Annotated in this window: 19 protein-coding genes; 11 read left to right on the plus strand and 8 right to left on the minus strand. The window is 68.6% G+C overall.

Annotation, left to right across the window (positions count from 1 at the left end; translation table 11 throughout):
- From FHX72_RS00185 to FHX72_RS00195, 3 genes are all read right to left on the minus strand, one after another.
- Complete coding sequence (locus tag FHX72_RS00185; protein WP_104286076.1) at window positions 1-528, minus strand: hypothetical protein; 528 nt, start codon at window positions 526-528, stop codon at window positions 1-3.
- 67 nt (window positions 529-595) lie between these two features.
- Window positions 596-3,223 carry a valine--tRNA ligase gene (valS, locus tag FHX72_RS00190; RefSeq protein ID WP_183622324.1) on the minus strand — a complete coding sequence of 876 codons (2,628 nt, stop codon included), beginning with the start codon at window positions 3,221-3,223 and terminating at the stop codon, window positions 596-598.
- 279 nt (window positions 3,224-3,502) lie between these two features.
- Window positions 3,503-5,377, minus strand: coding sequence for a phosphoenolpyruvate carboxykinase (GTP) (locus tag FHX72_RS00195; protein WP_183622326.1), 1,875 nt, complete (start codon window positions 5,375-5,377; stop codon window positions 3,503-3,505).
- Between the two features lie 231 nt (window positions 5,378-5,608).
- Here FHX72_RS00195 and FHX72_RS00200 point away from each other — a divergent pair, with 231 nt between their 5' ends.
- The 4 genes from FHX72_RS00200 to FHX72_RS00215 all read left to right on the plus strand — a co-directional run bounded on the left by FHX72_RS00200 (window position 5,609) and on the right by FHX72_RS00215 (window position 9,937).
- Entirely contained in the window at window positions 5,609-7,060 is a 1,452-nt protein-coding gene (locus FHX72_RS00200; RefSeq protein ID WP_282858313.1) for a helix-turn-helix transcriptional regulator, read from the plus strand.
- A gap of 95 nt (window positions 7,061-7,155) precedes the next feature.
- Window positions 7,156-8,385 carry a sensor histidine kinase gene (locus tag FHX72_RS00205; protein ID WP_183622330.1) on the plus strand — a complete coding sequence of 410 codons (1,230 nt, stop codon included), beginning with the start codon at window positions 7,156-7,158 and terminating at the stop codon, window positions 8,383-8,385.
- Window positions 8,373-9,101 (plus strand): LuxR C-terminal-related transcriptional regulator, encoded by a 729-nt coding sequence (locus FHX72_RS00210; RefSeq protein ID WP_068481351.1) that lies wholly within the window; start codon window positions 8,373-8,375, stop codon window positions 9,099-9,101. The genes FHX72_RS00205 and FHX72_RS00210 overlap by 13 nt, the downstream gene beginning before the upstream one ends.
- The gene (locus tag FHX72_RS00215; protein WP_183622332.1) at window positions 9,098-9,937 is read left to right on the plus strand and encodes a DUF4097 family beta strand repeat-containing protein; all 840 of its coding nucleotides are present in this window, start codon (window positions 9,098-9,100) and stop codon (window positions 9,935-9,937) included. Before FHX72_RS00210 ends, FHX72_RS00215 begins: the two co-directional genes overlap by 4 nt.
- Before the next feature lie 64 nt (window positions 9,938-10,001).
- Here FHX72_RS00215 and nikE read toward each other — a convergent pair whose 3' ends face one another.
- Genes nikE through FHX72_RS00235 form a run of 4 tightly spaced genes read right to left on the minus strand, consistent with a single transcriptional unit; the run spans window position 10,002 to window position 15,235 of the window.
- Window positions 10,002-11,639: a nickel ABC transporter ATP-binding protein NikE gene (nikE, locus tag FHX72_RS00220; protein WP_338109978.1), complete on the minus strand. Its 1,638-nt coding sequence runs from the start codon at window positions 11,637-11,639 to the stop codon at window positions 10,002-10,004.
- Complete coding sequence (locus tag FHX72_RS00225) at window positions 11,636-12,520, minus strand: ABC transporter permease (protein ID WP_183622334.1); 885 nt, start codon at window positions 12,518-12,520, stop codon at window positions 11,636-11,638. The genes nikE and FHX72_RS00225 overlap by 4 nt, the downstream gene beginning before the upstream one ends.
- Complete coding sequence (locus tag FHX72_RS00230) at window positions 12,517-13,548, minus strand: ABC transporter permease (protein WP_338109980.1); 1,032 nt, start codon at window positions 13,546-13,548, stop codon at window positions 12,517-12,519. The genes FHX72_RS00225 and FHX72_RS00230 overlap by 4 nt, the downstream gene beginning before the upstream one ends.
- 37 nt (window positions 13,549-13,585) lie before the next feature.
- Window positions 13,586-15,235, minus strand: a complete 1,650-nt coding sequence (locus FHX72_RS00235) for an ABC transporter substrate-binding protein (RefSeq protein WP_183624053.1) — start codon at window positions 15,233-15,235, stop codon at window positions 13,586-13,588.
- Window positions 15,236-15,284: 49 nt separating this feature from the next.
- Here FHX72_RS00235 and FHX72_RS00240 point away from each other — a divergent pair, with 49 nt between their 5' ends.
- Window positions 15,285-15,944, plus strand: coding sequence for a helix-turn-helix domain-containing protein (locus FHX72_RS00240; protein ID WP_183622335.1), 660 nt, complete (start codon window positions 15,285-15,287; stop codon window positions 15,942-15,944).
- A gap of 251 nt (window positions 15,945-16,195) precedes the next feature.
- On the plus strand, window positions 16,196-17,746 hold the full coding sequence (locus FHX72_RS00245; protein WP_183622336.1) for an HNH endonuclease signature motif containing protein: 1,551 nt from the start codon (window positions 16,196-16,198) through the stop codon (window positions 17,744-17,746).
- 27 nt (window positions 17,747-17,773) lie between these two features.
- Here the strand turns inward: FHX72_RS00245 and FHX72_RS00250 are convergent, their stop codons facing one another.
- Complete coding sequence (locus tag FHX72_RS00250) at window positions 17,774-18,259, minus strand: hypothetical protein (RefSeq protein ID WP_183622337.1); 486 nt, start codon at window positions 18,257-18,259, stop codon at window positions 17,774-17,776.
- Window positions 18,260-18,652: 393 nt separating this feature from the next.
- On the opposite strand from FHX72_RS00250, the gene ileS reads away from it, so the two are divergent.
- From ileS to FHX72_RS00275, 5 genes are all read left to right on the plus strand, one after another.
- Window positions 18,653-21,991 carry an isoleucine--tRNA ligase gene (ileS, locus tag FHX72_RS00255; protein WP_183622338.1) on the plus strand — a complete coding sequence of 1,113 codons (3,339 nt, stop codon included), beginning with the start codon at window positions 18,653-18,655 and terminating at the stop codon, window positions 21,989-21,991.
- The gene (locus tag FHX72_RS00260; RefSeq protein ID WP_338109981.1) at window positions 21,988-23,559 is read left to right on the plus strand and encodes a bifunctional folylpolyglutamate synthase/dihydrofolate synthase; all 1,572 of its coding nucleotides are present in this window, start codon (window positions 21,988-21,990) and stop codon (window positions 23,557-23,559) included. The genes ileS and FHX72_RS00260 overlap by 4 nt, the downstream gene beginning before the upstream one ends.
- Window positions 23,556-24,005, plus strand: a complete 450-nt coding sequence (locus FHX72_RS00265; protein WP_183622339.1) for a DUF4233 domain-containing protein — start codon at window positions 23,556-23,558, stop codon at window positions 24,003-24,005. The genes FHX72_RS00260 and FHX72_RS00265 overlap by 4 nt, the downstream gene beginning before the upstream one ends.
- An 80-nt stretch (window positions 24,006-24,085) precedes the next feature.
- Window positions 24,086-24,508 carry a nucleoside-diphosphate kinase gene (gene ndk / locus FHX72_RS00270; RefSeq protein ID WP_068481316.1) on the plus strand — a complete coding sequence of 141 codons (423 nt, stop codon included), beginning with the start codon at window positions 24,086-24,088 and terminating at the stop codon, window positions 24,506-24,508.
- A 109-nt stretch (window positions 24,509-24,617) separates the two neighbouring features.
- The gene (locus tag FHX72_RS00275; RefSeq protein ID WP_183622340.1) at window positions 24,618-25,883 is read left to right on the plus strand and encodes a M20 metallopeptidase family protein; all 1,266 of its coding nucleotides are present in this window, start codon (window positions 24,618-24,620) and stop codon (window positions 25,881-25,883) included.
- Window positions 25,884-26,078: the final 195 nt, after the last annotated feature.

A 26,078-nucleotide genomic window follows, 5' to 3' on the forward strand; every position in this document is an offset into this window, starting at 1 on the left:
CTAGCCCTCGCTCTGCTGGCGCGAGTCGACCGTGATCTCGAAGCGCACCTCGTCGCTGCGGCTGCCCATGCGGGCCGATTGCTGCAGGCCGACCTCGTCTTCGGCGTCGACGAGCCACGAGATGGCATCGAAGCCGCGCTTCGCGGCCGCCGCGAACACGGCGCCGAGGAGCTCCTCGTTGACGGCGGCCCGGTTCGAGTCGGCCCCCGAGTATTTAGCCTCGATGTTCAGCACCGTGCGAGCGCCGCGGATGTCGAGCCGTTCGCGGAACAGCACATACCCGCGCGGCTCGCCCTCGACAAACGCGATCATGCCCTCGAGGTTGCCCGTCTTGCTCGCCACGTGACGCCAGACGCCGAGCGCGCGGCCGTCGTTCGAGCTCTCGCCGAGCGCATCCACGTGCTGTGCGAACAGCGGCTGCCAGACGAAGTAGTCCGTCGGGCCCATGGCCCTGACCTCGATGCTGGGGCGCGCCGCGGCACGGTCCCGCGTGCGCTTGCGGGGCTTGGCTTTCTCAGGAACTGTCATGCCGGCCCTGACTCCTCTTCTGTCACTGACGTCGCTGCTGCACTTCAGACTTGGGGGAACCCCCAGCCTACGACGACGCCTCGGTCTGCGGGGCAACGAGCAGTTCGATATCCCGCACCTCGAGCGTCTCGGCGACCGCGAAATCGAGCTGCTCGATGCGGCCGACGTGGCGGAGATCCGCGGAAGCGAGGCGAAGCAAGGCCACCGATTCCTCGGGAGCCGCGATGACGGCGCTCGCGACCGGCGTCTTCTGGGAAGCCTTCGCTGCGGTCTTCGCGCCGCGGATGCTTGTGAGCGCGGTGCTCGTGAGCGCAAGCAGCGAGCCATCCGCGTCGCCGGCGGCTGCGAGGTCAGCGGCGGTCGGCCAGGCTGCCGTGTGCAGCTCGGAGTCGTGCCACCACGACCATGATTCGGCGGTCGCGAACGGGATGAACGGGGCGAACAGGCGCAGGAGCACGTCGATCGCAGAGCGCATCGCGGTGACGGCGGAGGCCTGGGCGGCCGCATCGTCTCCAGCGCCGTACGCGCGCTCCTTGACGAGCTCGAGGTAGTCGTCACAGAACGTCCAGAAGAACGTCTCTGTGACCTCGAGCGCGCGCGCGTGGTTGTACTCGGAGAACGCCTTGGTGGCCTCGCGGACGACGCGGTTCAGCTCAGCGAGCATCGAGCGGTCGAGGGGCTCGGTGACCTCGCCGACGTGGTCGCCGTAGCCGAGGACCAGCTTCGAGGCGTTGAGCACCTTGATCGCGAGGCGGCGGCCGATCTTGATCTGTGTCGGGTTCTTCGGGTCGAACGCCGCGTCGGTGCCGAGGCGGCTGGACGCCGCCCAGTAGCGAACTGCGTCGGAGCCGTGCGCCTCGAGCATGTCGGCTGGCGTGACGACGTTGCCCTTCGACTTCGACATCTTCTTGCGGTCGGGGTCGACGATGAAGCCGGAGATCGTGGCGTTCGACCAGGGTGCGACTCCGTGCTCGAGCTGCGCGCGGAGCACAGTCGAGAAGAGCCAGGTGCGGATGATGTCCTGGCCCTGCGGGCGGAGGTCGTACGGGAAGACGAGCCCGAAGAGCTCCTCGTCCGACTCCCAGCCGCCTGCGAGCTGCGGCGTGAGGGAGGAGGTCATCCAGGTGTCCATGACGTCGACCTCGCCGAGGAAGCCTCCAGCTTCGCCACGCTGCGCCTCGGTGTAGCCGTTCGGCACGTCGGACGACGGGTCGACCGGCAGCTGCGACGCATCCGGGGTGATGGGCGACTCGAACTGCACCTCGCCGTTGGCGTCGATGGGGTACCAGACGGGGATCGGAACGCCGAAGAAGCGCTGGCGCGAGATGAGCCAGTCGCCCGAGAGGCCCTCGACCCAGTTCTCGTAGCGCACGCGCATGAAGTCTGGCCAGAACGCGATCTCGCGGCCGAGCTCGATGAGGCGCGCCTTCAGCTGGGGGTCGGTCGCGCCGTTCTTCACGTACCACTGGCGGGTCGAGACGATCTCGAGCGGGCGGTCGCCCTTCTCGAAGAACTTGACGGGGTGCTGGATGGGCTTTGGGTCGCCGACGAGGTCGCCGGATGCCTGCAGCAGCTCGACGACTGCCTTCTTGGCGCTGAACACGGTCTTGCCGGCGAGCTCCGCGTAGGCGGTCTTGCCGGCCTCGCTCGTGATGGCCTCTGGGGCCTCGGCGATGAGGCGGCCGTCCTTGCCGAGCACGGTGCGGTTCGGGAGCTTCAGCTCACGCCACCAGACGACGTCGGTGACGTCGCCGAACGTGCAGATCATCGCGATGCCGCTTCCCTTGTCCTTCTGGGCGAGCGGATGCGCGAGCACGGGCACCTCGACGCCGAACAGCGGCGTCGTGACCGTGGTGCCGAAGAGCGGCTGGTAGCGCTCGTCGTCCGGATGCGCGACCAGCGCCACGCAGGCGGGGAGCAGCTCGGGGCGGGTCGTCTCGATGTAGATGGGCTCGCCGCCCTCGCGAGCGAAGCCGATGCGGTGGTACGCGCCTGGCTGCTCGCGATCCTCGAGCTCAGCCTGGGCCACGGCCGTGCGGAACGTGATGTCCCACAGTGTCGGGGCCTGGTCCTGGTACGCCTCGCCACGCTCGAGGTTGCGGAGGAATCCGAGCTGGCTCTTGCGGCGCGAGGAGTCGTCGATGGTGCGGTAGCTCTGTGTCCAGTCGACGGACAGCCCGAGCTGGCGCCAGAGCTCCTCGAAGGCCTTCTCGTCTTCGATCGTGAGCTGCTCGCACAGCTCGATGAAGTTGCGGCGCGAGATGGGCAGCTGGTCGGCGGCCTTGATGCTCTTGCCGTCGCCACCCTCGTGCGGGGGCGTGAAGTCGGCGACGTAGGGCAGCGACGGGTCGCAGCGCACGCCGTAGTAGTTCTGCACGCGACGCTCGGTGGGGAGGCCGTTGTCGTCCCAGCCCATCGGGTAGAAGACGCGCTTGCCGCTCATGCGCTGGAAGCGCGCGACGACGTCGGTATGCGTGTAGGAGAAGACGTGGCCGACATGGAGCGAGCCGGAAGCCGTTGGGGGAGGCGTGTCGATCGAGTAGATGTCGCCACGCGTCGCGCCGTCGCGGTCGAAGCGGTAGGTGCCGGAGTTCTCCCAGCGCTCACCCCACTTGACTTCGAGGCCTTCGAGGACGGGCTTGTCTGGGATGCCCTGAGTCGAGGAAGAAGAGGGAACTGAGGGCGAGCTGGACATGCACACTCCGTGTCGATGTTGGCGGCACCGAGTCTGGGGTGCCTGTTGTGAACCCATCTAGGGTAGCCGCTTCCGGGGTGACGCGGGTTGCCGGGCGGGTCGCCTGCGAGGGTGCGGAAAAGCCCCTCAAGGGCGCATCCTCGAGGGGCTCAGCTGCGGGCACAGGGGCTCGAGCCGCCAGCTTTCCAACAGCTGGGAGTTGTGCGCCCCTCCGCGCCACGCGCGCGCGGAGGGGCACATCTTGCGGCGAGTGGTCGGAGTCCCTCCCGCCGCCGTCTGTCAGGCCCCGATGGGGGCCTTGGTCTGAGTGGATGTGGCAGCCGCATCCAGTGCACCGTGGACGGCGTCGAGCTCGGTGTAGAGGGCCGCTGGCACCTTCTCGCCGATGCTGTCGAAGTACTCGCGCGTCACGCCCACCTCGACGAGCCACGATGCTGGGTCGACCGTGAAGATCTCCTCGAGCGCCGCCGGGTCGAAGCCCTCGAGGCCCGAGATGTCGATGTCGCTCGTCACGGGCAGCTGGCCAATGGGGCTCTCGAGCGCCTCTGCGCGGTTCTCGAGCCGGTCCACGATCCACTTCACGGCGCGCACGTTCTCGCCGAAGCCGGGCCAGAGGAACTTGCCGTCCTGGTCCTTGCGGAACCAGTTGACCTGGAAGATGCGTGGGGCCTTGTCGCCGAGGTCGGCACCGATGTTCAGCCAGTGGCCCCAGTAGTCGGCCATGTGGTAACCGGCGAACGGCTGCATGGCAAACGGGTCGCGGCGCAGGATGCCGACGGGTCCTTCAGCCGCGGCGGTCTGCTCGCTCGCGAGCGTCGCGCCGAGGAAGCAGCCGTGCTTCCAATCCTTGGACTCGAAGACCAGCGGAACGTTGCTCGCGCGGCGGCCTCCGAACAGGATGGCGTCGACAGGCACGCCGTCCGGCGCCTCCCAGGCGGGGGACAGGGTCGGGCACTGCGAGGCGCGCACGGTGAAGCGGGCGTTGGGATGCGCAGCCTTGGTCCCGGATTCCGGGGTCCAGTCGTTGCCCTGCCAGTCGATGAGGTGTGCAGGCGTCTCGTCGGTCATGCCCTCCCACCACACGTCTCCGTCGTCCGTCAGCGCGACGTTCGTGAAGATGGTGTTCGTCTTAATGGTCTCCATCGCGACGGGGTTGGTGTCGTAGCCCGTGCCCGGTGCGACTCCGAAGAAGCCGAACTCCGGGTTGATGGCGTTGAGGCGCCCGTCTGCGGCCTTGCGCATCCACACGATGTCGTCGCCGAGCGTCTCGACCTTCCAGCCGTCGAGCTTGGGCTTCATCATCGCGAAGTTCGTCTTGCCGGTCGCCGACGGGAACGCGCCCGTGAGCGTGTACGTCTTGCCCTCGGGGCTCGTGACCTGGATGAGGAGCATGTGCTCGGCCATCCAGCCCTCGTCGTGGCCCATCGCCGAGGCGATGCGCAGCGCAAAGCACTTCTTGCCGAGGAGCGCGTTGCCGCCGTAGCCGGAGCCGAACGAGATGATCTCGCGCGTCTCAGGGAAGTGGGTGATGTACTTCGACTCGTTGTGCGGCCAGGCGACGTCCGGACGGCTCGTGCCGTCCTCGAACTCAAGTGGGAAGCCGACGCTGTGCAGGGCCTTCACCCAGTCGCGGCCTGGCGTGAGGTGCTCGAGGGCGCCGTCGCCGGAGCGGGTCATGAGCGCCATCGAAAGCACGACGTAGGGGGAGTCGGTGATCTCGACGCCGTACTGCGTGATCGCGCCGCCGAGCGGCCCCATCGCGAACGGAACGACGTACATGGGGCGTCCGCGCATGGAGCCGTCGAAGAGGCCACTGAGCTCGGCCTTCATCTCGGCGGGTGCACGCCAGTTGTTCGTCGGGCCTGCGTCTTCCTCGTTCTCCGAGCAGATGTAGGTGCGGCTCTCGACACGGGCGACATCGCCGGCGTCGGAGCGGGCGAGGTAGGAACCGGGGCGAAGCTCTTCGTTGAGCTTGATGAGTGTGCCTGCTTCGACCATCTCGGCGGTGAGTGCGTCGATCTCCGCCTGCGAGCCGTCACACCACACGATGCGGCTCGGCTTCGTGAGTGCGGCGATCTCGCGAACCCAGTCGTTAACTTCTGGGTTCGCCGCCCGCTGCGGGACGTCGAGGTGAGGTTGTGCGTGTCGAGTCATTTCGATGCTGCTTTCACGGTTCTGCATGCCAGCTATCTCCGGCTCACATGCGTACATGGCGTCGTACACCCAGTGTTGACCCGCCCGACGCACCAAAGGATGGAGATTGGCCGAGAAAAATGGCAAAATTTCACGCATCAGCAATTCAGATGCCCGGAGGCACCCATGAGCGGACTCGGTCCTTTCCCCGCTGCGCAAAAATCGTCAGCATCCAGAGGGAAAGGTGGCGCAGTGGACTCCCTCCTGCTCGGGCGGCGCATCCGCTTCTTCCGCAAGGAACGCTCGCTCACACTGGAAGCCCTCGGCGAGAAGACGGGCCTCCTCGCGAGCCAGCTGTCGCTCATCGAGAACGGCAAGCGCGAACCAAAGCTCTCCGTGCTGCAGCAACTCGCCGACGCATTCGACGTCGAGCTCAGCGACATGCTCGCCAACACGCCCCCTGACGACCGCTCCCGCCTCGAGATCGAGGTCGAGCGAGCCCAGACCTCAACCGTCTACCGGGAACTCGGACTGCCCCGCATCCCCTCCACCAAGTCGCTCTCCGACGAGGTGCTCCGCGCCCTTGCCGGCATGCACAGCGAGATCGTGCGGCGCCAGACCGAGGCGAGCGCGACCCCGGAGGAAGCACGCCGTGCCAACACCGAGCTTCGCCTCGCGATGCGCGCCCACGACAACTACATGCCAGACCTCGACAAGCTCGCCGACGAGCTGCTCAGCCGCGTCGACCACACCCGTGGCGCACTCATGCACCACTCGGTTGGCAAGATGGCGGACCACCTCGGGTTCCAGCTCATCTACGTCAACGACCTACCCCGCTCGACCCGCTCCATCACCGACCTCGAGAACGGCCGCATCTACCTGCCGCCTGCCTCCATCCCTGGCGGGCACGGGCTGCGGGCGATGGCGCTGCAGGCCATGGCGCACCGGGTGCTCGGTCACCGTCGCCCGGAGGACTACGCGGACTTCCTGCGCCAGCGTCTGGAGATCAACTACTTCGCGGCGGCCTGCCTCATGCCGGAGGCGCGGTCGGTCGCGTTCCTCCGTGACGCGAAGGAACGCCGCGACATGGCCGTCGAGGACTTCCGTGACGCGTTTGGCGTGACCCACGAGGCCGCAGCCCTTCGGATGACGAACCTGCTCACCTCCCACCTCGACATCAAACTGCACTTCCTGCGCGTCGACGACAAGGGCTCGATCTCGAAGGCCTACGAGAATGACGGGCTCCCGCTTCCGCAGGACGTCACGGGGTCAGTTGAGGGACAGTTCGTGTGCCGTAAGTTCTCGGCGGTGAGCTCCCTGGCCCGCACGAACCGCACGACCGAGACGTACCAGTACACGGACACCCCGGCCGGCACGTTCTGGTGCTCGACGCAGACAGGCCACGCGGATGCTGGCGAGTTCTCCATCACGATCGGGGTGCCGTTCGACGAGGCACGCTGGTTCCGTGGGCGCGACACGAAGCAGCGCGCATCCTCGACCTGCCCGGACGGCGCCTGCTGCCGCACGCCGGGCGCTGACCTCAGCGAGCGCTGGTCGGCGAAGGCCTGGCCGAGCGCTCGGGTGCACGCGCACGTCTTCTCGCCGCTGCCCACCGGAGACTTCCCAGGCGTCGACCAGCGCGAAGTGTTCGAGTTCCTCGAGCGCCACGACATCGACGCCGACAGGGCGACCGCAGACGCCTAGGTGGGGCGCGGGCGTGCTTTCTGGGGGAAAACCCCCGCACAGGTGTGAGGGAGGCTCCGTGTTGCCCGGAAGCGCGCGACCATAGCGTTGTGGACATGAAGAACAACGTCAAGCAGTTGAGTCTGACCTCGCTGCACCTCGCCGCCGGCGGCGTCATCGCGCCGCTCCTGCTCTCACTCCTCTTCGGCCTGCTCGGCCTCGGCGTCGGACTCCTCTTTGTGCTCGGCGTCGGCGTCTTCTTCCTCGCCGGTCTCGCGTTCGCTTTCCGGGGTATCTCGGCCTTCGAGCGGCGCCGGGTCGCGGCCCTCTACAACCGGCCGCTCGACGACTCCGGGATGCGCCGCTCTCGTCGCCGGGACGGGTGGCGGTTTGTGCTCACGCCGCTCGTCCAGTTCGCCGACGGGGCCAACTGGAAGGCGATGCTGCACCTCGTGATCGTCGCCGTGCTCGGCACGCTGACGCTCGGTGCGCTCCAACTGGGCGTCTCCGGTGTGTTCGCGCTCTTCTCCCCGCTCCAGAACCGGGAGGACCTCAGCCTGTGGGGCATGGACTTCGCGGTCACCCCGTTCATCGGCGTCCTCATCGGCATCGGGATGCTGCTGGTCGCCATCGCGCTCATCGTCGCGTTCGCGTACGTGCAGCGCGCCGCATCCGTCAGCCTCCTCTCCCGTGACCGGGAGCAGCAGCTCGAGGAGGAGGTTCGGGACGCGGGCCGCCGCCGTACCGTCGCCGTGCGTGGCGCTGCCACGGAGCGCGACCGCATCGAGCGGGATCTGCACGACAGCGTGCAGCCCCGCCTCGTGTCGATCGGGATGACGCTCGGCATGGCCAAGCAGAAGCTCGGCTCAGACCCGACCCGCGCGGCGGAGCTCATCGACGAGGCACACGCCTCGACGAAGGAGGCCGTCACCGAGTTGCGTCAGCTCGCCCGCGGTTTCCAGCCCGCAGTGCTCACCGACCGCGGCCTCGATGCCGCCCTCTCCGGACTCGCCGCCCGATCCCACATTCCCGTGGTGCTCGACGCCCAGCTGCCCGGCCGCTGCTCGAAAGACGCGGAGGCCGCCGTATACTTCGCGGTCGCCGAGTCGCTCGGCAACGCGGCGAAGCACTCGGGGGCCTCGGAGATCTCGGTGCAGGCCCGCATGCGCGGCTCGATGCTCTGGGCGCGCATCCAGGACGACGGACGTGGCGGCGCACGGCTCATCCCCGGCGGCGGACTCGACGGAGTGACCGACCGCATCGAAGCCGCTGGCGGCGGTATCACGATCTCCAGCCCGCCAGAAGGACCCACGACGATCGAGGTGAGCGTGCCATGCGCATCCTGATCTGCGAAGACTCCGCGCTCCTGAGAGAGGGCATTGCCCGCCTGCTCGAGGACGCCGGTCACACCATGGTCGGCATCCTCGCCGACGACGGGCGCCTCGACCGACTCGTCGCCGAGACCGACCCCGAGCTCGTGATCCTCGACGTTCGCCTCCCGCCGGGGTTCACCGACGAGGGGATCCGCGCGGCGCTCCGGCTCAGGGCAAGTGACCCAGGCCTGGCCGTGCTCGTGCTCTCGCAGTATGTCGAGGAGCGCTACGCGTCAGAGCTCATCTCGAGCTCGCGCGGCGGCCTCGGCTACCTGCTCAAGGACCGGGTCGCCGACGTCGAGCAGTTCCTCGCCGGCGTCGACAGTGTCGCGGCGGGTGGCACGGTGCTCGACCCGGAGGTCGTCGCCCAGCTCCTCGCCCGTAAGACGAGGGATGCGCGCTTCGAGCGGCTCACACCCCGTGAGTCGGAGGTGCTTGGCCTCATGGCCGAGGGCCGCTCGAACCACGCCATCGCAGAAGCGCTCCACGTGAGCGCTGGCAGCGTCGAGAAGCACATCTCGGCTGTCTTCCAGAAGCTCGAGCTCGACCAGGGCGATGGCGGCAACCGCAGGGTGCTGGCCGTCCTCGCTCACCTCGACGGGCAAGGGCACGCGCCCCGTCAGCACTCACAGACACACCTCGATGGACAGGGCCACGCGGCCCGCGCCACGAACGGAGAACTCCGATGACCACTCCAATTCTCGAACCGGACACGCGCCCGGACGCTCAGGGTGACAGCCCGAAGCGCTTCGGCTGGATCACGATCTCGGTCGCCATCGTCGGCGGTCTTGTCGTCGCCGGGACGCTGACCAGCGCCGTGTTCAACAACCTCCGCGACGTCATGCGCGACGAGACGACGATCACTCAGTCCGTCTCCGGAGTCTCGTCGCTGCGTGTCGACGCCGAATCTGTCGGCATGGAGATTCAGTTCGGCGACGTCTCGGAAGCCGAGCTGCGCGTCGAGACGCGCGGCTTCAGGTCTGCGAGCGAGTGGCAGCTCGAGACCGAGGGCGGCGAGCTCTCCGTCGAGCGGGTGAGCGGCGGCCGGGGCGGCGGCCCCTTCGGTGGCGAGCAGGAGCTCACGCTGACACTCCCGAAGACCCTCGAAGGTGAAGACCTGGACGCCCAGATCACCGTCACCTCTGGTGCTGCGAGCATCGAGGGCGACTTCGGCGACCTCGTCATCGAGACGAACTCCGGCGCCAGCAACTTCGACGGGTCTGCCGCCAACCTCACTGCCACGACAGGGTCCGGAGCGTCCAACATCGATGCCGACGTGGCCGGCGAGCTTGTCCTCTCGACCAGCTCCGGGGCGCTCAACGCGGTCTTCGGCGGCACCCAGCCGACGAGCATCAACATCTCGTTGGAGTCTGGCTTCGGCAGCGTCTCGCTCCCGGACGGCGAGTACAAGGTCGAGTCGAACCTCAACGAGTCGGGCGCCGCGAACGTCAATGTCCGCCAGTCAGATTCGTCGAAGAGCACGCTCTCGGTGTCGGTCGGCTCGGGATTGCTGACGGTTGAGTAGCCCGGTTGAGTAGCTCGGTCGAGGAGCTCGGCAGATCCCTTCTCGCGGGATGCACCCGGTCAGCTCAGCGCACCTCGAGGCTCTTATGGGCTTCGAGGAGGGCGCGGCTGGCCGGGTGATTCGGCGCGCGGAAGAGCTCGGCGACAGGCGCCGTCTCGACGAGTTCGCCGTGGCTCATGACGGCGACACGGTCGGAGAGCTGGGCTACGACGGCCAGGTCGTGCGAGATGAAGAGGCAGGCGAGGCCAAGCTCGTCGACGAGCCGCTGGATGAGCGTGAGCACCTGCGCCTGCACGGTCACGTCGAGCGATGACACCGGTTCGTCGCACAGCAGCACCTCGGGCTTCGGTGCGAGGGCCCTGGCGATGGCCACGCGCTGGCGTTGCCCACCGCTGAGGTGCAGCGGCCGGAGCCCCGCGATCGATGCGTCGAGGCCGACCTGCTCCAGCGCCGCGCTGATGCCGGCGCGGTTGGCGCGCGCCGAGGTCGAGCGCCCCGCCGTGAGCGCGTCGGCGAGGATCTCGCCCGTCGTGCGGCGCGGATCGAAGCTCGAGAGCGCGTCCTGCGGAACGTAGCCGAGCTTGGGCCGCCGCTTCCGGCGGAGTCTCTCCGGCGCGGGGGTCCAGGGTTCACCGAGGAACACGACGGACCCGGCGTCGGGCCGCTCGAGGCCAAGCGCGATGCGCGCGAGGGTCGATTTTCCGGAGCCCGAGCTTCCGACGATGCCAAGCGTTTCGCCGCGGGAGAGTCGGAACGATGCCTCCTGCACTGCCCGGACGGGCGGGGCCCCGACGCTGCGGAAGGCCTTGGAGACGCCACGCACCTCAAGGATCGGGGGAGTCGCATCCGCCGGCGCCTCGGCGTCGGGGGAGCCGGAGCCGGAGCTTGACTTCGGCTGCGCGGCCAGCAGCTCGCGCGTGACGCGGTGTTCCGGCTGCCGGAAGAGCTGCTCAGTTGATGCCGTCTCGACGATGAGGCCCTCGCTCATGACGGCGACCCGGTCGGCGAGGCGCTGCACGACGCCGAGGTCGTGCGTGATGAACAGGATCGTCGTGCCGTCGGCCTTGAGCGTCTCGAAGAGCGTGATGAGCTGCGCCTGCACCGCCTGGTCGACCGAGCTCGTCGGCTCGTCGGCGATGAGGAGCTCGGGATCGCCCGCCAGCGCGGCCGCGATGAGCACGCGCTGGCGCTGGCCGCCTGAGAGCTGCCCGCTGCGGCGCCGCGCGATCGTCGCTGGCTCCTCGAGGCCGACACGGGCCAGCAACTCGAGCACTCGGGCACGCCGAGCCTCGCGGCCGAGGTCACTGTGCAACCTGATTGCGTCCTCAACCTCGCGCCACACGGGGCGGAGGGGGTCGAGCGCCACAAGCGCATCCTGGTGCACGAGCCCGATGCGTGCGCCGCGGATCGCTCGCCAGGCGCTGTCGCCGCTCCTCGCCGGCAACGCGGTGCCGTCGAGGCGCAGCGCGTTGGCCTCGATTCGCGCGCCCTCGCCGCTCAGCCCGAGCAGCGACCTGGCCGTGACGGACTTCCCCGATCCCGATTCGCCGACCAGCGCGAGGCACTCGCCGCGCCGCACCTCGAAGGTGACCCCGCGCACGGCCTCGAAGTCGCCGAACGAGACCCGCAGGTCCTCGACCTCCGCGACGGGCGGCGCGCCCCGCGCATCCGGGTCTGCGCCGGTGTTGGTAGTGGTGATCACGATGCCTGCCTCGTGCGTTGCTGCATGATGCGGCCGAGCAGCGTCGCCGTGACGGCCGCGCCGACGATGGCCGTTCCAGGGAAGATCGTGAGCCACCAGCTGCCGGTCGGCAGGTAGAGACGGCCGGTCGAGAGCATCGACCCCCACTCTGGGCTGGGCGGCGGCTCGCCGAGCCCGAGGTAGCTGAGGGCGGCGGCCCAGACGATCGCCTGCCCGAGACCAAGCGTCGCGAGCGAGAAGAGCGGCCACGCGACGTTCGGCACGAGCGTGCGCGCAAACGTGTGCCAGCGCGACCGTCCGAGCACGAGGTCGGCCTCAACGTAGCCGCTCGCCCGCACGCGAAGCACTTGCGAGCGGATGAGCCGGGCGTACCCCGGCGCTGTCGAGAGGCCGACGGCGATGGTCGTCGTGACGACGCCAGGGCCCGCGAGCACGATCAGCAGGAGCGCGAGCAGAATGCCGGGGAACGCGAAGAACACCTCGACGATCCTCGTCGTGCCGAAATCGAGCCACTTCGGGCCGAGGCCTGCCGCGAGCCCGAAGACGGCGCCGAGCAACAGCCCGATGGCAGTCGCCAGCGCACCGATCGTGAGCGACGAGGCGGCACCGTGCACCACCCGCGTGTAGACGCCGCGCCCCGATTCGTCAGTGCCGAACGGATGCGCGGGGCTCGGCGCCGAGAAGGCGTCTGCCGGATTCACGGCGAGCGGGTCGCCGGGCGCGAGCACTGAGGGGAGGGCCGCGGCGATGACGTAGAACGCGGCCACGCCGAGCCAGAGCACGAGAGAGAGCCGGTGCCGCGAGCCGGACTGCGTGCGGGCGCCGCGCCGCGTCGTCGAGCCTGAGCGCGCATCCCGGACCGCCGCCGCTTCGAGGCTCATGCGCTTGCTCCGCTGCGCCCGGGCATCGCGGCGATGCCAGGCGTCCCCGCCCAGTCACCCGCCCGGTCGCGCGCGCGTGGGTCGATGAGCGGCTCGACGAGGTCGGTGATGACCGTGACGAGCATGTAGGCAGCGGCGACGACGATGAGCACGCCGATGACGTACGGCACGTCCCGGGCCCCGACGGCGTCGAGCAGCGACCGCCCGAGGCCCGGTCGCGCGAAGATCGTCTCGACCACCACCGCTCCGGAGACAAGCGAGCCGAGCGCCCAGCCGCTGAGCCCAACGGCGGGGATGGCCGCGTGGCGCAGCACATGCCGCCAGAAGATGCCGCTCCGCCCCTCGCCGCGTGCCCGAGCGGCGAGCACAAACGGCGACTCGAGGGCGTCGAGCATCTGCTCGCGCATGACCTGGCCGAGGTACCCGGCGAGGGGGAGGGCCAGCGTGACACTCGGGAGGATGAGCCCGCCGAAGCCGGGCCCCGAGACGGCGACGGGGAGCCCGAGCATGCCGGCGAAGACCAGCACGAGGACGGCGGCGAGCCAGAAGTGCGGCACGGCGGCGGCGATGACCTCGAGCGTCGAGGCGATGCCCCACGCGAGGCGTCCGCCTCCGGTCGACCACCAGGCCACGGCGAGCGCGATGACCCATGCGAGCAGTAGCGAGAGGCCGGCGAGCGCGAGCGTGCCTGGCAGCTGTTCCCCGATGAGGCCAGCCACGCTCTCGCGCTGCGCGTAGCTGAAACCGAGGTCACCCGTCGCGGTTCGCCAGAGCTGAGACCGGTACTGGATGAACAGCGGCTGGTCGAGGCCGTTCTCCGCGCGTGCCTGCGCGACCGCCTCGGCGCTTGCGTTCGAGCCGGGGCCGCCGAGGATCGCGAGGACGGGGTCGCCGGGCACGGCGCGCACCGCGAAGAACGTGACGGTGATGACCGCCCACAGCACGAAGACGACGCCGCCGAGACGAAGAAGGATGCGCGGAATCAGCGGCACCAGGCGTGCCGCGCGACCCCGCGCATCCGTCGTCACTCGTCGATTGTCTCGCGTGCGGTGCTCTGCCGTCCGTCTACTCGATGGTCACGTTCACGAGTGACGGCACGTTGACGTTCGGCTGCAGGCGGAAGCCGTGCACATTGTCGCCGTGCGCGAACTGCACCGTCTGGTCGTAGAGCGGGAGGACGGTGCCGCTGTCGATGATGAGCTGCTGCGCCTCGCCGTAGAGCCGCTCGCGCTCTGCCTCGTCGGTCGTCTTCACCGCCGCCTCGAGGGCCTCGTCGAGCGCGGGCAGCGAGAGGCCCGTGTTGTTGGCGTGGTAGCCGCTCGGCGCTGGAGTGATGCTGTCAGTCGAGTAGACGATGCGAAGCACATCGGCGGAGTTCTTCGAGTAGGGCGCGACGATCGCGTCGAACTCCCACGTGCCGCTGCGCTCGTACCAGGTCGAGAGGTCGAGCAGCTCGAGCTGCACGTCGAAGCCGACCTCGGCGCTGGTCGCCTTGATCTGCTCGAGCACGGAGATCTCGGCGGGGATCGACTGGTTCGTGGAGACGGGGAACGCGACCTCGAGGCGCTCGCCGTTCTTGGTGCGCACGCCGTCGGCGTCGCGCTGCGTCCATCCGGCTTCGTCGAGGAGGGCGGATGCGCGCGCCGCGTCGAACCCGAACGCGTCGGGGTGCGACGTCGCGAACGGCGTGGCGCTCGACAGCACGGAGGTGGAGCGCTCGAGGGTGCCGAAGTAGAGCGACTCGACCGCCGCATCGATGTCGGCCGATGCGGCGAAGGCCTCACGCACCTTGGAGTCGTCGAACGGCGCGCGGGTCGTGTTGAGCTCGATGCGAGCCGTCACGCCGGGGCGTGCCCCGATGAGGGTCTCTTCGGTGCCGTTCGACTGGAACTGCGAGAGCGCATCCGGCTGCACCGAGTCGATGATGTCGGCCTGGCCCGACTGCAGCGCGGCGAGGCGCGTGGCGGCGTCAGGGATGAACTTCCACTCGATCGTGTCGACGGCGGCGCCCGGCTGCCCCTCGGTCGTGACGCCGTCCTCCGGAGCCGTGGTGTGGTTCTCGTTGCGGGTCAGCACGACCTGCGACTGCTTGTCCCATGCCTCGACCTTGAAGGCACCAGTGCCGATGGGGGCGAGGCAGTTCTCGTCGGTGCCTCGCTCGAGGCCGGCGGGCGATTCGATGGCGAGCCAGGTCTGTGCGAGCGATTCGAGGAGCGCGCTGTCTGGCTCGCTGAGGTCGAGGCGCACCGTGTGCTCGTCGACGGCAACGGCCTCGGAGACCTTGCCGAGGGCGAGGATCGCGGTCGATGATGCGGTATCGGGGTTCTTGATGTGCTCGACGTTGGCGACGACGGCTTCGGCGTCGAAGGGCGTGCCGTCGGTGAAGGTCACGCCCTCCTTGAGTCCGATGGTCCAGCTGAGCTGGTCGTCTGCCGACTCTGCGCCTGTCGCGAGCCACGGCACGATCTCGCCCGCGTCGTTCTTCGAGAACAGCGACTCCAGGAACTGGTTGGCCAGGATCGCCTGGGGCCAGTTGCCTCCGACGTGCGGGTCGAGGCAGGTCGGTTCGGCGTCTCCGGACGCGTACCTGAGGGTTTGCGGCTCGTCTGAGGTCGTGGCCTCGCTCGAACACGCGGCAAGTGGCACGATGAGGGCTGCGGAGAGGGCGAGGAGCGCAACGGGCTTCGCCGAACGGCGGGTGACTGATACTGGCACCCGCAGAGTGTAACCGTGTTTATGGACACCATGCAGAAATGAGTCGGAGATGACTGAAAACGAGGAGCGGGCCGCGCGCCGGGGCCGGCCGTCGGCTTCGAGTCGGGAGACTCTCGAAGAGGCGGCCCTCGAGCTGTTCCTCGAGCAGGGGTACGAGCAGACGAGCGCGAGCGACATCGCACGTCGTGCTGGCGTCGCCCGGAGCTCGTTCTTCAACTACTTCACCGCGAAGGCCGACGTGCTGTGGGTCGGCCTCGACCCGCTCCTGGCCGGCATTCCGTCGGTACTGGATGCGGCCGCCGCCGATCTCGCAGACGCGGGGCTGAGCGAGCAGGCTGGACGGGCCGAGGTGGGAGCCGGGGGAGCCGGCCTCGCCGAGCTGCGCCGGGTGCTTCTCGCGATCTCCGAGACTGTCCGGCCCGAGCACATCCCGTGGGCCGCTTCCCTCCGCGAGATGACCGGCACGGGGGACGACCTCGCCGCGACGGGCTCGAAGCGCATGCTCGCGCAGCAGGCGGCGTTGGTTCGCTACCTGGCGCGTACGGAGCCGGAGTTGGATGCGCTCCAGCGGTCGGTCTGTGTCGGTGCGATCGTCGCTGCGGTCGTCGCGGCGGGCAGTGTCTGGATCGAGGCAGGCCCAACCCGCGGAAGCCTGGCCGAGCTCGTCGACAAGGCGACGGCGCCGATCCTGCGTGCCTACGGCGGCTAGCGGCGTGGGTCGGCTCCGCACGTTGCACTTGCCTATGCTGCTCAATCAGAGGTAAGTCGGTACGATTAAACGGTAGTTTCTATGTTCTAAGAATGTAGAAAATACCTGGTCTAGCTATTGAGATAGTGTGCGCCAAGAGGTAGGCTGTTGGTGATCCCGGGGGGGAGGTCATCGTGGTCCTTGAAGTCCAGAATTTCGGTGCAGATCGTACGACTGCGTCCCGCGCCGCGAGTGCCGGTTCCTTGACGGAGATGGCCGAGTCGCGATCGCGGGTTATGGCCGAGTCGGCGGTGGTGGATGCGCTGGTCGCGTCACCCGGCCAAGTCGCGGGCTTACTTGCGGCGGAGATCCCGGTTGTGATCAGCGAGCTCGCGGGGCGTCGGCGCGCTTTGGATGCGGCGCTCGTGGAGGTCGCCGGGGAAGCGCTACGACGTGACGAGGAGTCGTCGGCGCCGGACGCGCTCGCGCGAGCGGCCGGGTTCTCCTCGCTCGCAGAGCTGCTGCAGCATCTGCTTGGCGTGGAGATGCGAGACGCGCGAATGCTCGTAGAGCTCGCCGAAGCGACCCGGTCGGGCCGGTCGCTCACAGGAGAACCGCTGCTGCCCGCGCGTCCAGCGGTTGCCGGAGCGCTCGCCACGGCGCGCGTTTCGGTTGCGCAGGCGTTCATGATCGTGAAGGGGTTGAAGGCCGCCGCAGTTCGCGCTGAACCAGCGCACGTCGACGCTGCGGAGACGGAGCTTGTTGCGTCGGCGCAAGGTGTGACTCTAGTCAGAGCCGATTCCGATGGCATCGATTCTGCGGGCGCCGACCTGGAAGCCGCGGTGCCGGCGACGCCGGAGGAGCTGCGCGTGCAGGCGTCCGCGTGGGTTGCGTTCCTCGATCCGGACGGGGCGGAACCACGCGCGGAGGCGATCGCGCGCAAGCGCGGTCTGTGGGTTCGGCAGGCCGCGGACGGCACGGTGCGGGGTCGCTTTGTTGCCACACCCGAGCAGGGCGAGCTGCTCGTGAAGACGCTCGAGACCCTCACCTCGCCCCGCCGCACGGTTGAATGCGAGCGGACCCGCACCCCAGGACTCGAAGAGACGACCGCCGGCGATGATCGCGGCGACTCTAAAGGGGTGGGCGCGGGTGGTCTGGACGCTGATGATGGGCAAGCTGGCGGCCTGGACGCGGCCGAGGTTGATCTCGCACATCCGGACGAGCGAATCACGGACCGGCGCACTCTGCCGCAGCAGCGCGTCGACGCTCTAGGGGAGGTCTTCGCTCGCTACGCGGAGTCCGCTCATGCGCCCCGCGCGGGCGGGGAAGCGCCCACCGTCGTGATCGTCACCACCCAGGCCGGCGCGAGCGGGGACGCGACCCGGCCTGCCGATGTGGCGCACCTTGAGCGCACTGGCACTGCAGTGCCTCCAAGCCTCGTCGCGAAGACCCTCTGCGATGGGTTTGTGCAGACGGCGATCGTCGGCAGCAATGGGGAGATCCTGAAACTTGGACGCCGACAGCGGCTCTACAGCCGCGGCCAACGCCGCGCTCTCGCGGTCCGAGACCAGGGGTGCATCACGCCTGGCTGCTGGAAACCGGTCGGTATGTGCGAAGCGCACCACACCAGCAGGTGGGTCGACGGCGGCCTCACCAACACCGACGACGGCGTCCTCCTCTGCAGCCTGCACCATCACATGGCCCACAGCGAAGAACTCGAACTCGTGAAGGACCGCGGCAACCGATGGCGAGTCCTTCGCCCCGGCTGGCAGTACCGACTCCTCACCCGCAAGCGATACCGAGAAGTCAAGTCGAGGTGCTGAATCTGGTCGAACGGCCGCTTGGAGCTCCTAGCTCGTCTGCAGCTCGCAGTACGCGGTCAGCGACGACAGCGCCGACTCGACCTCGCCGAGCTGGGTCAGGATGCTCGCGGCGGCGGCGAACCCGCCCTCGCCGTTCGCGAGTTCCCCGGCCGTAGTCTGCAGTTCCGTCACCTCGGTGACGAGCGTGTCGACGTGGGCCTTCAGGTCGGGGTCGGTGACGCTCTGCTGCAGCGTCGTGAGGCTCGCGCCGATGGTCGCGAGCGTCGCGACGGCACCCGGGATATCGCCGGGCACCTGGTCGCCCATGCTCTGGATGCTCGTGTTGATCGAGTCGATCTCCGCCTGCACGTCAGCACACGTGCCACCGCCATCAGCCGTTGTGCTCTCCGCGGACGCGGCAGCAGTCGGAGACGGAGTTGCGGCCCCGCCGCCACCGAGCGCCGAGCACCCGGTGAGGGCGATCGCGGCGAACGCGCAGATCGCTGTGAGCTTGGGAAGACGGGAGGCAAGCATTGGTGGTCCGTTCGTTCTGAGGTGCTCGCAGCGAGGCGAGCATCGGCGAAGCGAGAGTACACAGCCTTCTCATGAACCAGACCTGGCAGCAGAGCACGCCCCGCCCGTTTCACAGGTGTCGACTGGGCGCGTACCATGTTGGCAGCACGACTTTGATCCGCCCATCAGCGGGGAGTCCCCGGAAGAACGGCGCGCGAACCTCTCGAGGAGCACACGCCAAGTAGACCCGGGCGGGTGAGCCCGTCACAGCTCGGAACGAGTGGCGGGCGCCACCGGAGCCCCTTCCTTCACCGGAAGGCAGACCGGGGGAGCGCGCAATCGGGGTGGTACCGCGCCGCACGGCGTCCCTGAAGCAGACCAAGCACATCCACTTACTGCCAGGAGTTCCACCGCATGAGCTACCCGAAGGCCTCGTTCGGACCAGCCGCCGACCCCGCCGGCTCGACCGCAGCCAGCTCGACCCCCGCCAGCTCGACCAGGGACAGCGTCGCGGCCTCCCCGTCGTTCCCGCGGCTCGAAGAGCGTGTCCTCGACTTCTGGCGCGAAGACGGCACCTTCCAGGCGTCCATCGACCAGCGCGAAGGCGCTGAGGAGTGGGTGTTCTACGACGGCCCTCCCTTCGCGAACGGCCTCCCGCACTACGGGCACCTCCTCACCGGCTACGCCAAGGACGTCTTCCCCCGGTACTTCACGATGCGCGGCCGCCAGGTGCACCGCCGCTTCGGCTGGGACACGCACGGCCTGCCCGCCGAGCTCGAGGCCATGCGTCAGCTCGGCATCCAGTCGAAGGCCGAGATCGAGGCCATGGGCATCGACACCTTCAACGACGCCGCCCGCGAATCCGTGCTCAAGTACACGCGCGAATGGCAGGAGTACGTGACCCGCCAGGCCCGCTGGGTCGACTTCGAGAACGATTACAAGACGCTCGACATCTCCTACATGGAGTCGGTGCTGTGGGCCTTCAAGAAGCTCTACGACGACGGCCTCGCCTACGAGGGCTTCCGCGTGCTCCCGTACTGCTGGAACGACGAGACGCCGCTCTCCAACCACGAGCTGCGCATGGACGACGACGTCTACCAGATGCGTCAGGACCAGACGGTCACGGTCACGTTCCCCCTCGAGGGGGAGCAGGCGGATGCGCTTGGCCTCGCCGGGGTGAACGCGCTCGCGTGGACGACCACACCCTGGACGCTCCCCACGAACCTGGCCCTCGCGGTCGGTCCCGAGATCGATTACGCGGTTGTACCAGCTGGCCCGCTCGGCGCGGCCGACGGGACCGCGGCCGGCGCTGGCTCTTTCTTGCTTGCCACGGCCCGAGTCGCCGCGCACGCCAAGGAACTTGGCTACGAGAACGCCGAAGAGGCGACGGCTGCGAGCACGCGCACCGTCAAGGGTGCCGAGCTCGCCGGCGTCCGCTACCGCCGGCTCTGGGACTTCTACGCGGACACCGAGACCTACGGCACGCAGAACGCGTGGCAGTTCCTGCTCGGCGACTACGTCACAACCAGCGACGGCACCGGCATCGTGCACCAGGCTCCCGCCTACGGTGAAGACGACAAGGTGCTGAGCGACGCGGCAGGCATCCCGACAATCCTCTCCGTCGACGAGGGCGGAAAGTTCCTCGCCGTCGTCGAGCCCGTCGCGGGCCTCCAGGTCTTCGACGCCAACAAGCCGCTCACGCAGCTCCTCAAGGCGGACGGGCGCCTCTTCAAGCAGGCGAGCTACGAGCACTCGTACCCGCACTGCTGGCGCTGCCGCAAGCCCCTCATCTACAAGGCCGTCTCGAGCTGGTTCGTGCGCGTCACCCAGTTCCGCGACGAGCTCGTCGAGCTCAACCAGCAGATCGACTGGGTGCCGGACAACGTCAAGGACGGGCAGTTCGGCAAGTGGCTCGAGGGTGCCCGCGACTGGTCGATCAGCCGCAACCGCTACTGGGGCAGCCCCATCCCCGTGTGGAAGAGCGACGACCCCAACTACCCCCGCGTCGACGTGTACGGCTCGCTCGACGAGATCGAGCGCGACTTCGGCGTGCGACCGACCGACCTGCACCGCCCGTACATCGACGAGCTCACGAGGCCGAACCCGGATGACCCGACCGGCGCATCCACCATGCGGCGCATCCCGGACGTGCTCGACGTGTGGTTCGACTCCGGCTCCATGCCATACGCGCAGGTGCACTACCCGTTCGAGAACGCCGAGTGGTTCGACTCGCACTCGCCTGCCGACTTCATCGTCGAGTACATCGGGCAGACGCGCGGCTGGTTCTACGTCATGCACGTGCTCTCGACGGCCCTGTTCCACCGCCCCGCCTTCAAGCGTGTCGTGAGCCACGGCATCGTGCTCGGCAACGACGGTCGCAAGATGTCGAAGAGCCTCCGCAACTACCCGGACGTGCAGGAGGTGTTCGACCGCGACGGCTCCGACGCCATGCGTTGGTTCCTCATGGCGAGCCCCGTGCTGCGCGGCGGCAACCTCGTTGTGACCGAGGAGACGATCCGCGAGGGCGTCCGGCAGTTCCTGCTGCCGCTCTGGTCCACCTACTACTTCTTCACGACCTACGCGAACACAGCCCTCGGCTCGTCGGAGGCAGGTGACGAGTCCAGGGCGTACGAGGCGAAGTTCCGCACCGACTCGAACGACGTCCTCGACCAGTACATCCTCGCGAAGCTCGGCGTGCTCGTCTCCGAGGTGCAGGCCGACCTCGAGGCGCTCGACTCGACGACCGCAGCTTCTCGCCTGCGCGACTTCGGCGACGTGCTTACGAACTGGTACGTGCGTCGCTCCCGTGACCGCTTCTGGCGGGGCGTGACCGACGACGCGACCAGCACGGAGGCGTTCGACACGCTCTACACGGTGCTCGAGACGCTCACGCGCGTCGCGGCGCCACTCACCCCGCTGATCTCCGAGACGGTCTGGCGTGGGCTCACCGGTGGACGCAGCGTGCACCTCACCGATTGGCCGGATGCCTCGCTGTTCCCGAGCGACCAAGCGCTCGTCGACTCGATGGATGCGGTCCGCCGCGTCACGAGCTCCGCGCTGTCGCTGCGCAAGCAGGCCGGGCGTCGTGTGCGCCTGCCGCTCGCGAGCCTGACCGTCGTCGCGCCGAACACCGAGGCGCTCGAGCCCTTCGCCGGCATCCTGCGGGACGAGCTCAACGTGAAGTCGGTCGAGTTCGAGCAGCTCGTCGATGAGTCTGAAGCCAAGTACGGCATCGACCGCGTCCTGCAGGTCAATGCCCGGGCGGCAGGTCCGCGCCTCGGCAAGCAGGTGCAGCTCGCGATCAAGGCGTCGAAGTCTGGCGACTGGAGCGAGGTTGACGGCGTCGTCACGGCCGGTGGCCTGCAGCTCGAGGCCGGCGAATACGAGGTTAAGCTCGTCACCGCCGGCGAGAGCGACGACCGCGCCATCACGCTGCTGCCTAGCGGTGGCATCCTCGTGCTCGACACGAACGTGAGCGCTGAGCTGGCCGCCGAGGGGCTCGCCCGCGACGTGGTTCGTGCCGTGCAGGATGCGCGCAAGGAGGCCGGACTCGAGGTCTCCGACCGCATCCGCCTGACCCTGCGCGCCGACGACGCGTCGGTCGCAGCCATCGAAGCGCACCGGGAGCTCATCGCGGGCGAGACGCTCGCCGTCGAGTTCCGGGTGACCGGCGGACTCGCTGTCCCCGCTGACGTCGAGGCGAGCGCCGACACGTATGGTGCACTTGAGATCGACGTGGAGGTAGTGGCGTGAGCGAACGCGACCAGCAGGATTCCGGTGACTGGGAGGACCAGTTCGGATACTCGGACGAGTCGGAGAACTCTGGCGAGTCGAGTGACTTCGAGCTCGAGCCGAAGGACATCGCCGAGACGTTCATGCCGGCCGTCTCCGACGATGAGGACGAAGTCCTGACGGAGCGCGAGGAAGACGAGCGCCTGCTCCTCGAGGGCACCGACTGGGCCAGCGAGGGTGAGCGAGTCTTCGACGAGCTCATGGAACGCGTGGGGGAGGCGGCGCCCGAGCCGCGCCTGCACGCCACGCGCCGCGCCGTCGAGCTCCTCGGCGACGTGCACACCGCGTACCCCGTCATCCACCTCACCGGCACGAACGGCAAGAGCTCAACTGCGAGGATCATCGAGACGGTGCTGCGCGCCCATGGCCTGCGCACGGGACTTCTGACGAGCCCCCACCTCGAGCGGCTCAACGAGCGCATCGCGGTCGACGGGAACCCCATCAGCGACGAGCGGCTCGTCGCGAACTGGGAGGACATCACCCCGTTCCTCTCGATCGTGGATGCTGAGCTCGAGGCCGCGGGAGAGCCCCGCCTCACGTTCTTCGAGGCCCTCACGGTACTCGCCTATGCGTGCTTCGCGGACGCCCCGGTCGACGTCGCGGTCGTCGAGGTCGGGATGGGCGGCGAGTGGGACTCCACGAACGTCGCCGACGGGGAGGTCGCCGTCTTCACGCCCATCGCGCTCGATCACACGCAGCGGCTCGGCCGAACCCTCGACGAGATCGCGCGCACGAAGGCAGGCATCATCAAGCCCGCCGCGCGCGTCGTCACGGCGGAGCAGCACCCAGAGGTGCTCGCCGAGATCGAGCGGGCGGCTGAGATCTCCGAGGCGCAGGTGTTCGCCGAGCCGAAGGGCTTCTGGGTGGTCGACAACCAACTCGCGGTCGGCGGACGACTCGTCACCGTGCGCGGCATCGCCGGCAAGTACGAGGACCTCCTGCTGCCGCTCGACGGCGAGTACCAAGCCCACAACGCCGCGGTTGCCCTCGCCGCCGTCGAGGCGTTCTTCGGAGCGAACCGCAGCCTCCGCGACGAGCTCGTCGAGGCCGCGTTCGGCGAGGTGAAGTCGCCAGGCCGTCTCGAGCGCATCGGCGTCACGCCTCCCATGCTCATCGACGCTGCCCACAACCCGCACGGCGCTGATGCGCTTGCGCGCGCGGTCACGGAGTCGTTCGACTTCTCCAGGGTCGTCGTCGTGCTCGGCGTGCTGGAGGACAAGGACGCTGCCGGCATCGTCCGCGCCCTGCAGCCCATCGCTGAGCGCTTCGTCGTCACCCAGTCCGACTCGGTGCGCGCTATCGACGCCGAGACCCTCGGCGACATCGTCCGCGATGTCACGGGCGGCGAGCCCGAGGTGCTCGAGCGGGCAGAGGATGCGATCGAGCGCGCCCGCGAGATCGCCCTCGACCTCCTGGCCGAAGGCGCAGACGAGGGGAAGAACGCGGCGGTGCTCATCACGGGCTCCGTCACACTCATCGGCACGGCCCTCACGCTGTCGCGCGACGAAGGCTGGGCGCAGGAGTCGTGAATCCGCGGACCCGTAACCGAGTCCCGCGCCAGCGCAGCATCCGCGAGGTCATCGGCTCCATCTTCCTTGGCTTCGAGCTCTTCGTCGTCTTCCTCGGGACCCTTCTCGTGTTCGGGATGCGCGTGCTCGATCCCGTCCCCGCGTTTGTGCTCGGCGCTGCGTTCGCCGCGCTCATTCTCATCACGATCAGGTTCCTTCGTCATGAGTGGGGGATCTGGCTCGGCTGGGCAGTGCAGGTGCTGCTGGTCGCCGCCGGTTTCCTCCACCCCGGTATGTTCGTCGTCGGGGCGCTGTTCCTCGCATCCTGGACGTACTTCATGTGGAAGGGCGGCCAGATCGACAGACAGCGCGCGCCGATCATCGCCGAGTACAACCGTCGCCTCGCGGCGGGGGAGATCGGCATCGATGGGCAGCCCATCGACAGAGAAGACTCGCCGAGCAGCTGACCTGAGCTCGCATCACTGACCTGAGCTCGCACCACTGACCTGGCCCTCACGGGCCGAACACCACGACCAATGGAGGAATCATGGCAACCATCGAAGAGACGCTTGTACTCGTCAAGCCGGACGGCGTCCAGCGCGGGCTGACGGGCGAAGTGCTCCGCCGCATCGAGACGAAGGGCTACTCGCTCGTCGACATCCGCCTCGTCCACGCCGACCGCGCGCTCCTGTCCGCGCACTACGCAGAGCACGAGGGCAAGCCGTTCTACGAGGGGCTCCTCGAATTCATGCAGTCGGGACCGACCGTCGCGATCCGCGTCGCCGGCCACCGCGTGATTGAGGGCTTCCGCTCTCTCGCAGGCACCACTGACCCAACAACAGCAGCGCCGGGCACCATCCGCGGCGACCTCGGCCGCGACTGGGATGCTGGCGTGCTGCTCAACATCGTCCACGGCTCAGACTCGGTGGAGTCCGCCGAGCGCGAGCTCGGTATTTGGTTCGCGGCCTGACCGTCACGAGCGGCGGGGGAGGCGCGGAGTCGTAGGCTTCGCGGTACGCGGACTCAGGCCTGACGCAAGAGATCAGGTCTGACACGAGGGTTTTGGGGCGAGGCACGGGATGAAGGCTGGGAGAGCGTCGGCTGCGACGACACACGGTGAGCGGCTCGACGAGTTGGCGGCGGCTTGGCGCTCTGCGTTGCGAGCCGAGTTGCCGGCCGCCGTCCGTCTGCGCCAGGAGTTGCATTCGGACCCCAGGCTCTCCGGGAACGAGAACGACACGGCCGCTCGTCTCGAGGCAGAGCTCGGCGACCGGGTCACTCTGCACCGCATCGCCGACTCGGGGCGCATCGGGCGACTCGGTCCGAGCGTCGGTGGGGCCGTGGGGGTCAGGGCCGAGCTTGATGCACTTCCGCTGACCGAGCTCACGGGGGTGCCGTTCGCCTCCGCGAACGGGGCCATGCACGCGTGCGGGCACGACGTGCATCAGGCGGCGCTTGTCGCCTTCATCCGTGCGGCCGACCACCTGGAACTGCCCGTCGGGCTCGTCCCGATCCTCCAGCCCAGGGAAGAGACCTACCCGTCCGGAGCTCACCAGATCGTCCAAGAGGGTGGCCTCGAGCGCTTCGACGTGCACCACGTCATCGGCGCGCACGTGCACCCGGGGGTGCCTCGCGGCGCCGTCGCGATCGGGGGCGGCTACATCAACGCCGCCGCGGACGAGATCGAGATCTCGCTCCAAGGGCGCGGCGGACACGGTGCGTACCCGCACCAGGCAGCAGACCCTGTCGCCGCGATCGCCCAGATCGCGCTTGGCCTGCCGGAAGTTGTCCGTCGCACGATCTCGCCGATGAACCCGGCCGTGATCAGCGTCGGCACGCTGAGCGCGGGCGAGGGCGCGGCGAACGTGCTGCCTTCGAGTGCGCGGCTGCTCGCCTCGATGCGCACCACGGCGCCGAAAGACCGCGAGCTGCTGTTCGCGGCGGTGCAGCACCTCGCGGTGCGCACCGCGGAGGCCTACGGCACCGAGGCTGTTGTCCACATGCACCAGAACATGCCGGTGCTCATCAACGATGCCCATCTTGCGTCCGACGCCGACGACTGGCTGGCGCGCCTCGGTGTCGACGGTGCCGAGCCAATGCGCTCGCTCGGCGGCGACGACTTCTCGTACTACTGCGACGAGGTGCCATCGATCATGTGCTTCGCCGGCGTCGAGACGGCAGGCCTCCCCGGTCCGGATGGTGCGTATGCGCCGACACTGCACCATCCGCGATTCCTCCCCACGGAGGACGCGGTCGGACTCGTCGCCAATGCGTTCCTCGCCGGGTACTGCGCGGCGGCCGAGCGCATCCTGGGCATCGCGCACCACAGACGAGCCCTTTCCTGAGGTCGGGAATGCAGCCCTGAGGTCGGGAATGCAGCCCTGAGGTCGGGCAGATAGCACTGACGGGCGACCCACAGCCGAATCAGGACTCGGATGCGAGGGCCGTGCGATAATAATCAGGTCGAGCGGGCAGAGTCCCACGGCACCCGAAGTTTTTCAGGCACGAGCCACGAGCAGAGCAACGCTCCGTCGCACGCG

Source organism: Pseudoclavibacter helvolus, assembly GCF_014191305.1.
Lineage (GTDB): Bacteria > Actinomycetota > Actinomycetes > Actinomycetales > Microbacteriaceae > Pseudoclavibacter > Pseudoclavibacter helvolus.

Excerpts from the sequence above, each read along its gene's own strand:
- FHX72_RS00210 (WP_068481351.1), top strand. The coding sequence starts at position 8,373 with ATGCGCATCCTGATCTGCGAAGACTCCGCGCTCCTGAGAGAGGGCATT.
- FHX72_RS00205 (WP_183622330.1), top strand. The coding sequence starts at position 7,156 with ATGAAGAACAACGTCAAGCAGTTGAGTCTGACCTCGCTGCACCTCGCC.
- FHX72_RS00245 (WP_183622336.1), top strand. The coding sequence starts at position 16,196 with ATGGCCGAGTCGCGATCGCGGGTTATGGCCGAGTCGGCGGTGGTGGAT.
- FHX72_RS00240 (WP_183622335.1), top strand. The coding sequence starts at position 15,285 with ATGACTGAAAACGAGGAGCGGGCCGCGCGCCGGGGCCGGCCGTCGGCT.
- FHX72_RS00185 (WP_104286076.1), bottom strand. The coding sequence starts at position 528 with ATGACAGTTCCTGAGAAAGCCAAGCCCCGCAAGCGCACGCGGGACCGT.
- FHX72_RS00250 (WP_183622337.1), bottom strand. The coding sequence starts at position 18,259 with ATGCTTGCCTCCCGTCTTCCCAAGCTCACAGCGATCTGCGCGTTCGCC.
- ileS (WP_183622338.1), top strand. The coding sequence starts at position 18,653 with ATGAGCTACCCGAAGGCCTCGTTCGGACCAGCCGCCGACCCCGCCGGC.
- FHX72_RS00215 (WP_183622332.1), top strand. The coding sequence starts at position 9,098 with ATGACCACTCCAATTCTCGAACCGGACACGCGCCCGGACGCTCAGGGT.
- FHX72_RS00275 (WP_183622340.1), top strand. The coding sequence starts at position 24,618 with ATGAAGGCTGGGAGAGCGTCGGCTGCGACGACACACGGTGAGCGGCTC.
- ndk (WP_068481316.1), top strand. The coding sequence starts at position 24,086 with ATGGCAACCATCGAAGAGACGCTTGTACTCGTCAAGCCGGACGGCGTC.
- valS (WP_183622324.1), bottom strand. The coding sequence starts at position 3,223 with ATGTCCAGCTCGCCCTCAGTTCCCTCTTCTTCCTCGACTCAGGGCATC.
- FHX72_RS00195 (WP_183622326.1), bottom strand. The coding sequence starts at position 5,377 with ATGACTCGACACGCACAACCTCACCTCGACGTCCCGCAGCGGGCGGCG.
- FHX72_RS00225 (WP_183622334.1), bottom strand. The coding sequence starts at position 12,520 with ATGAGCCTCGAAGCGGCGGCGGTCCGGGATGCGCGCTCAGGCTCGACG.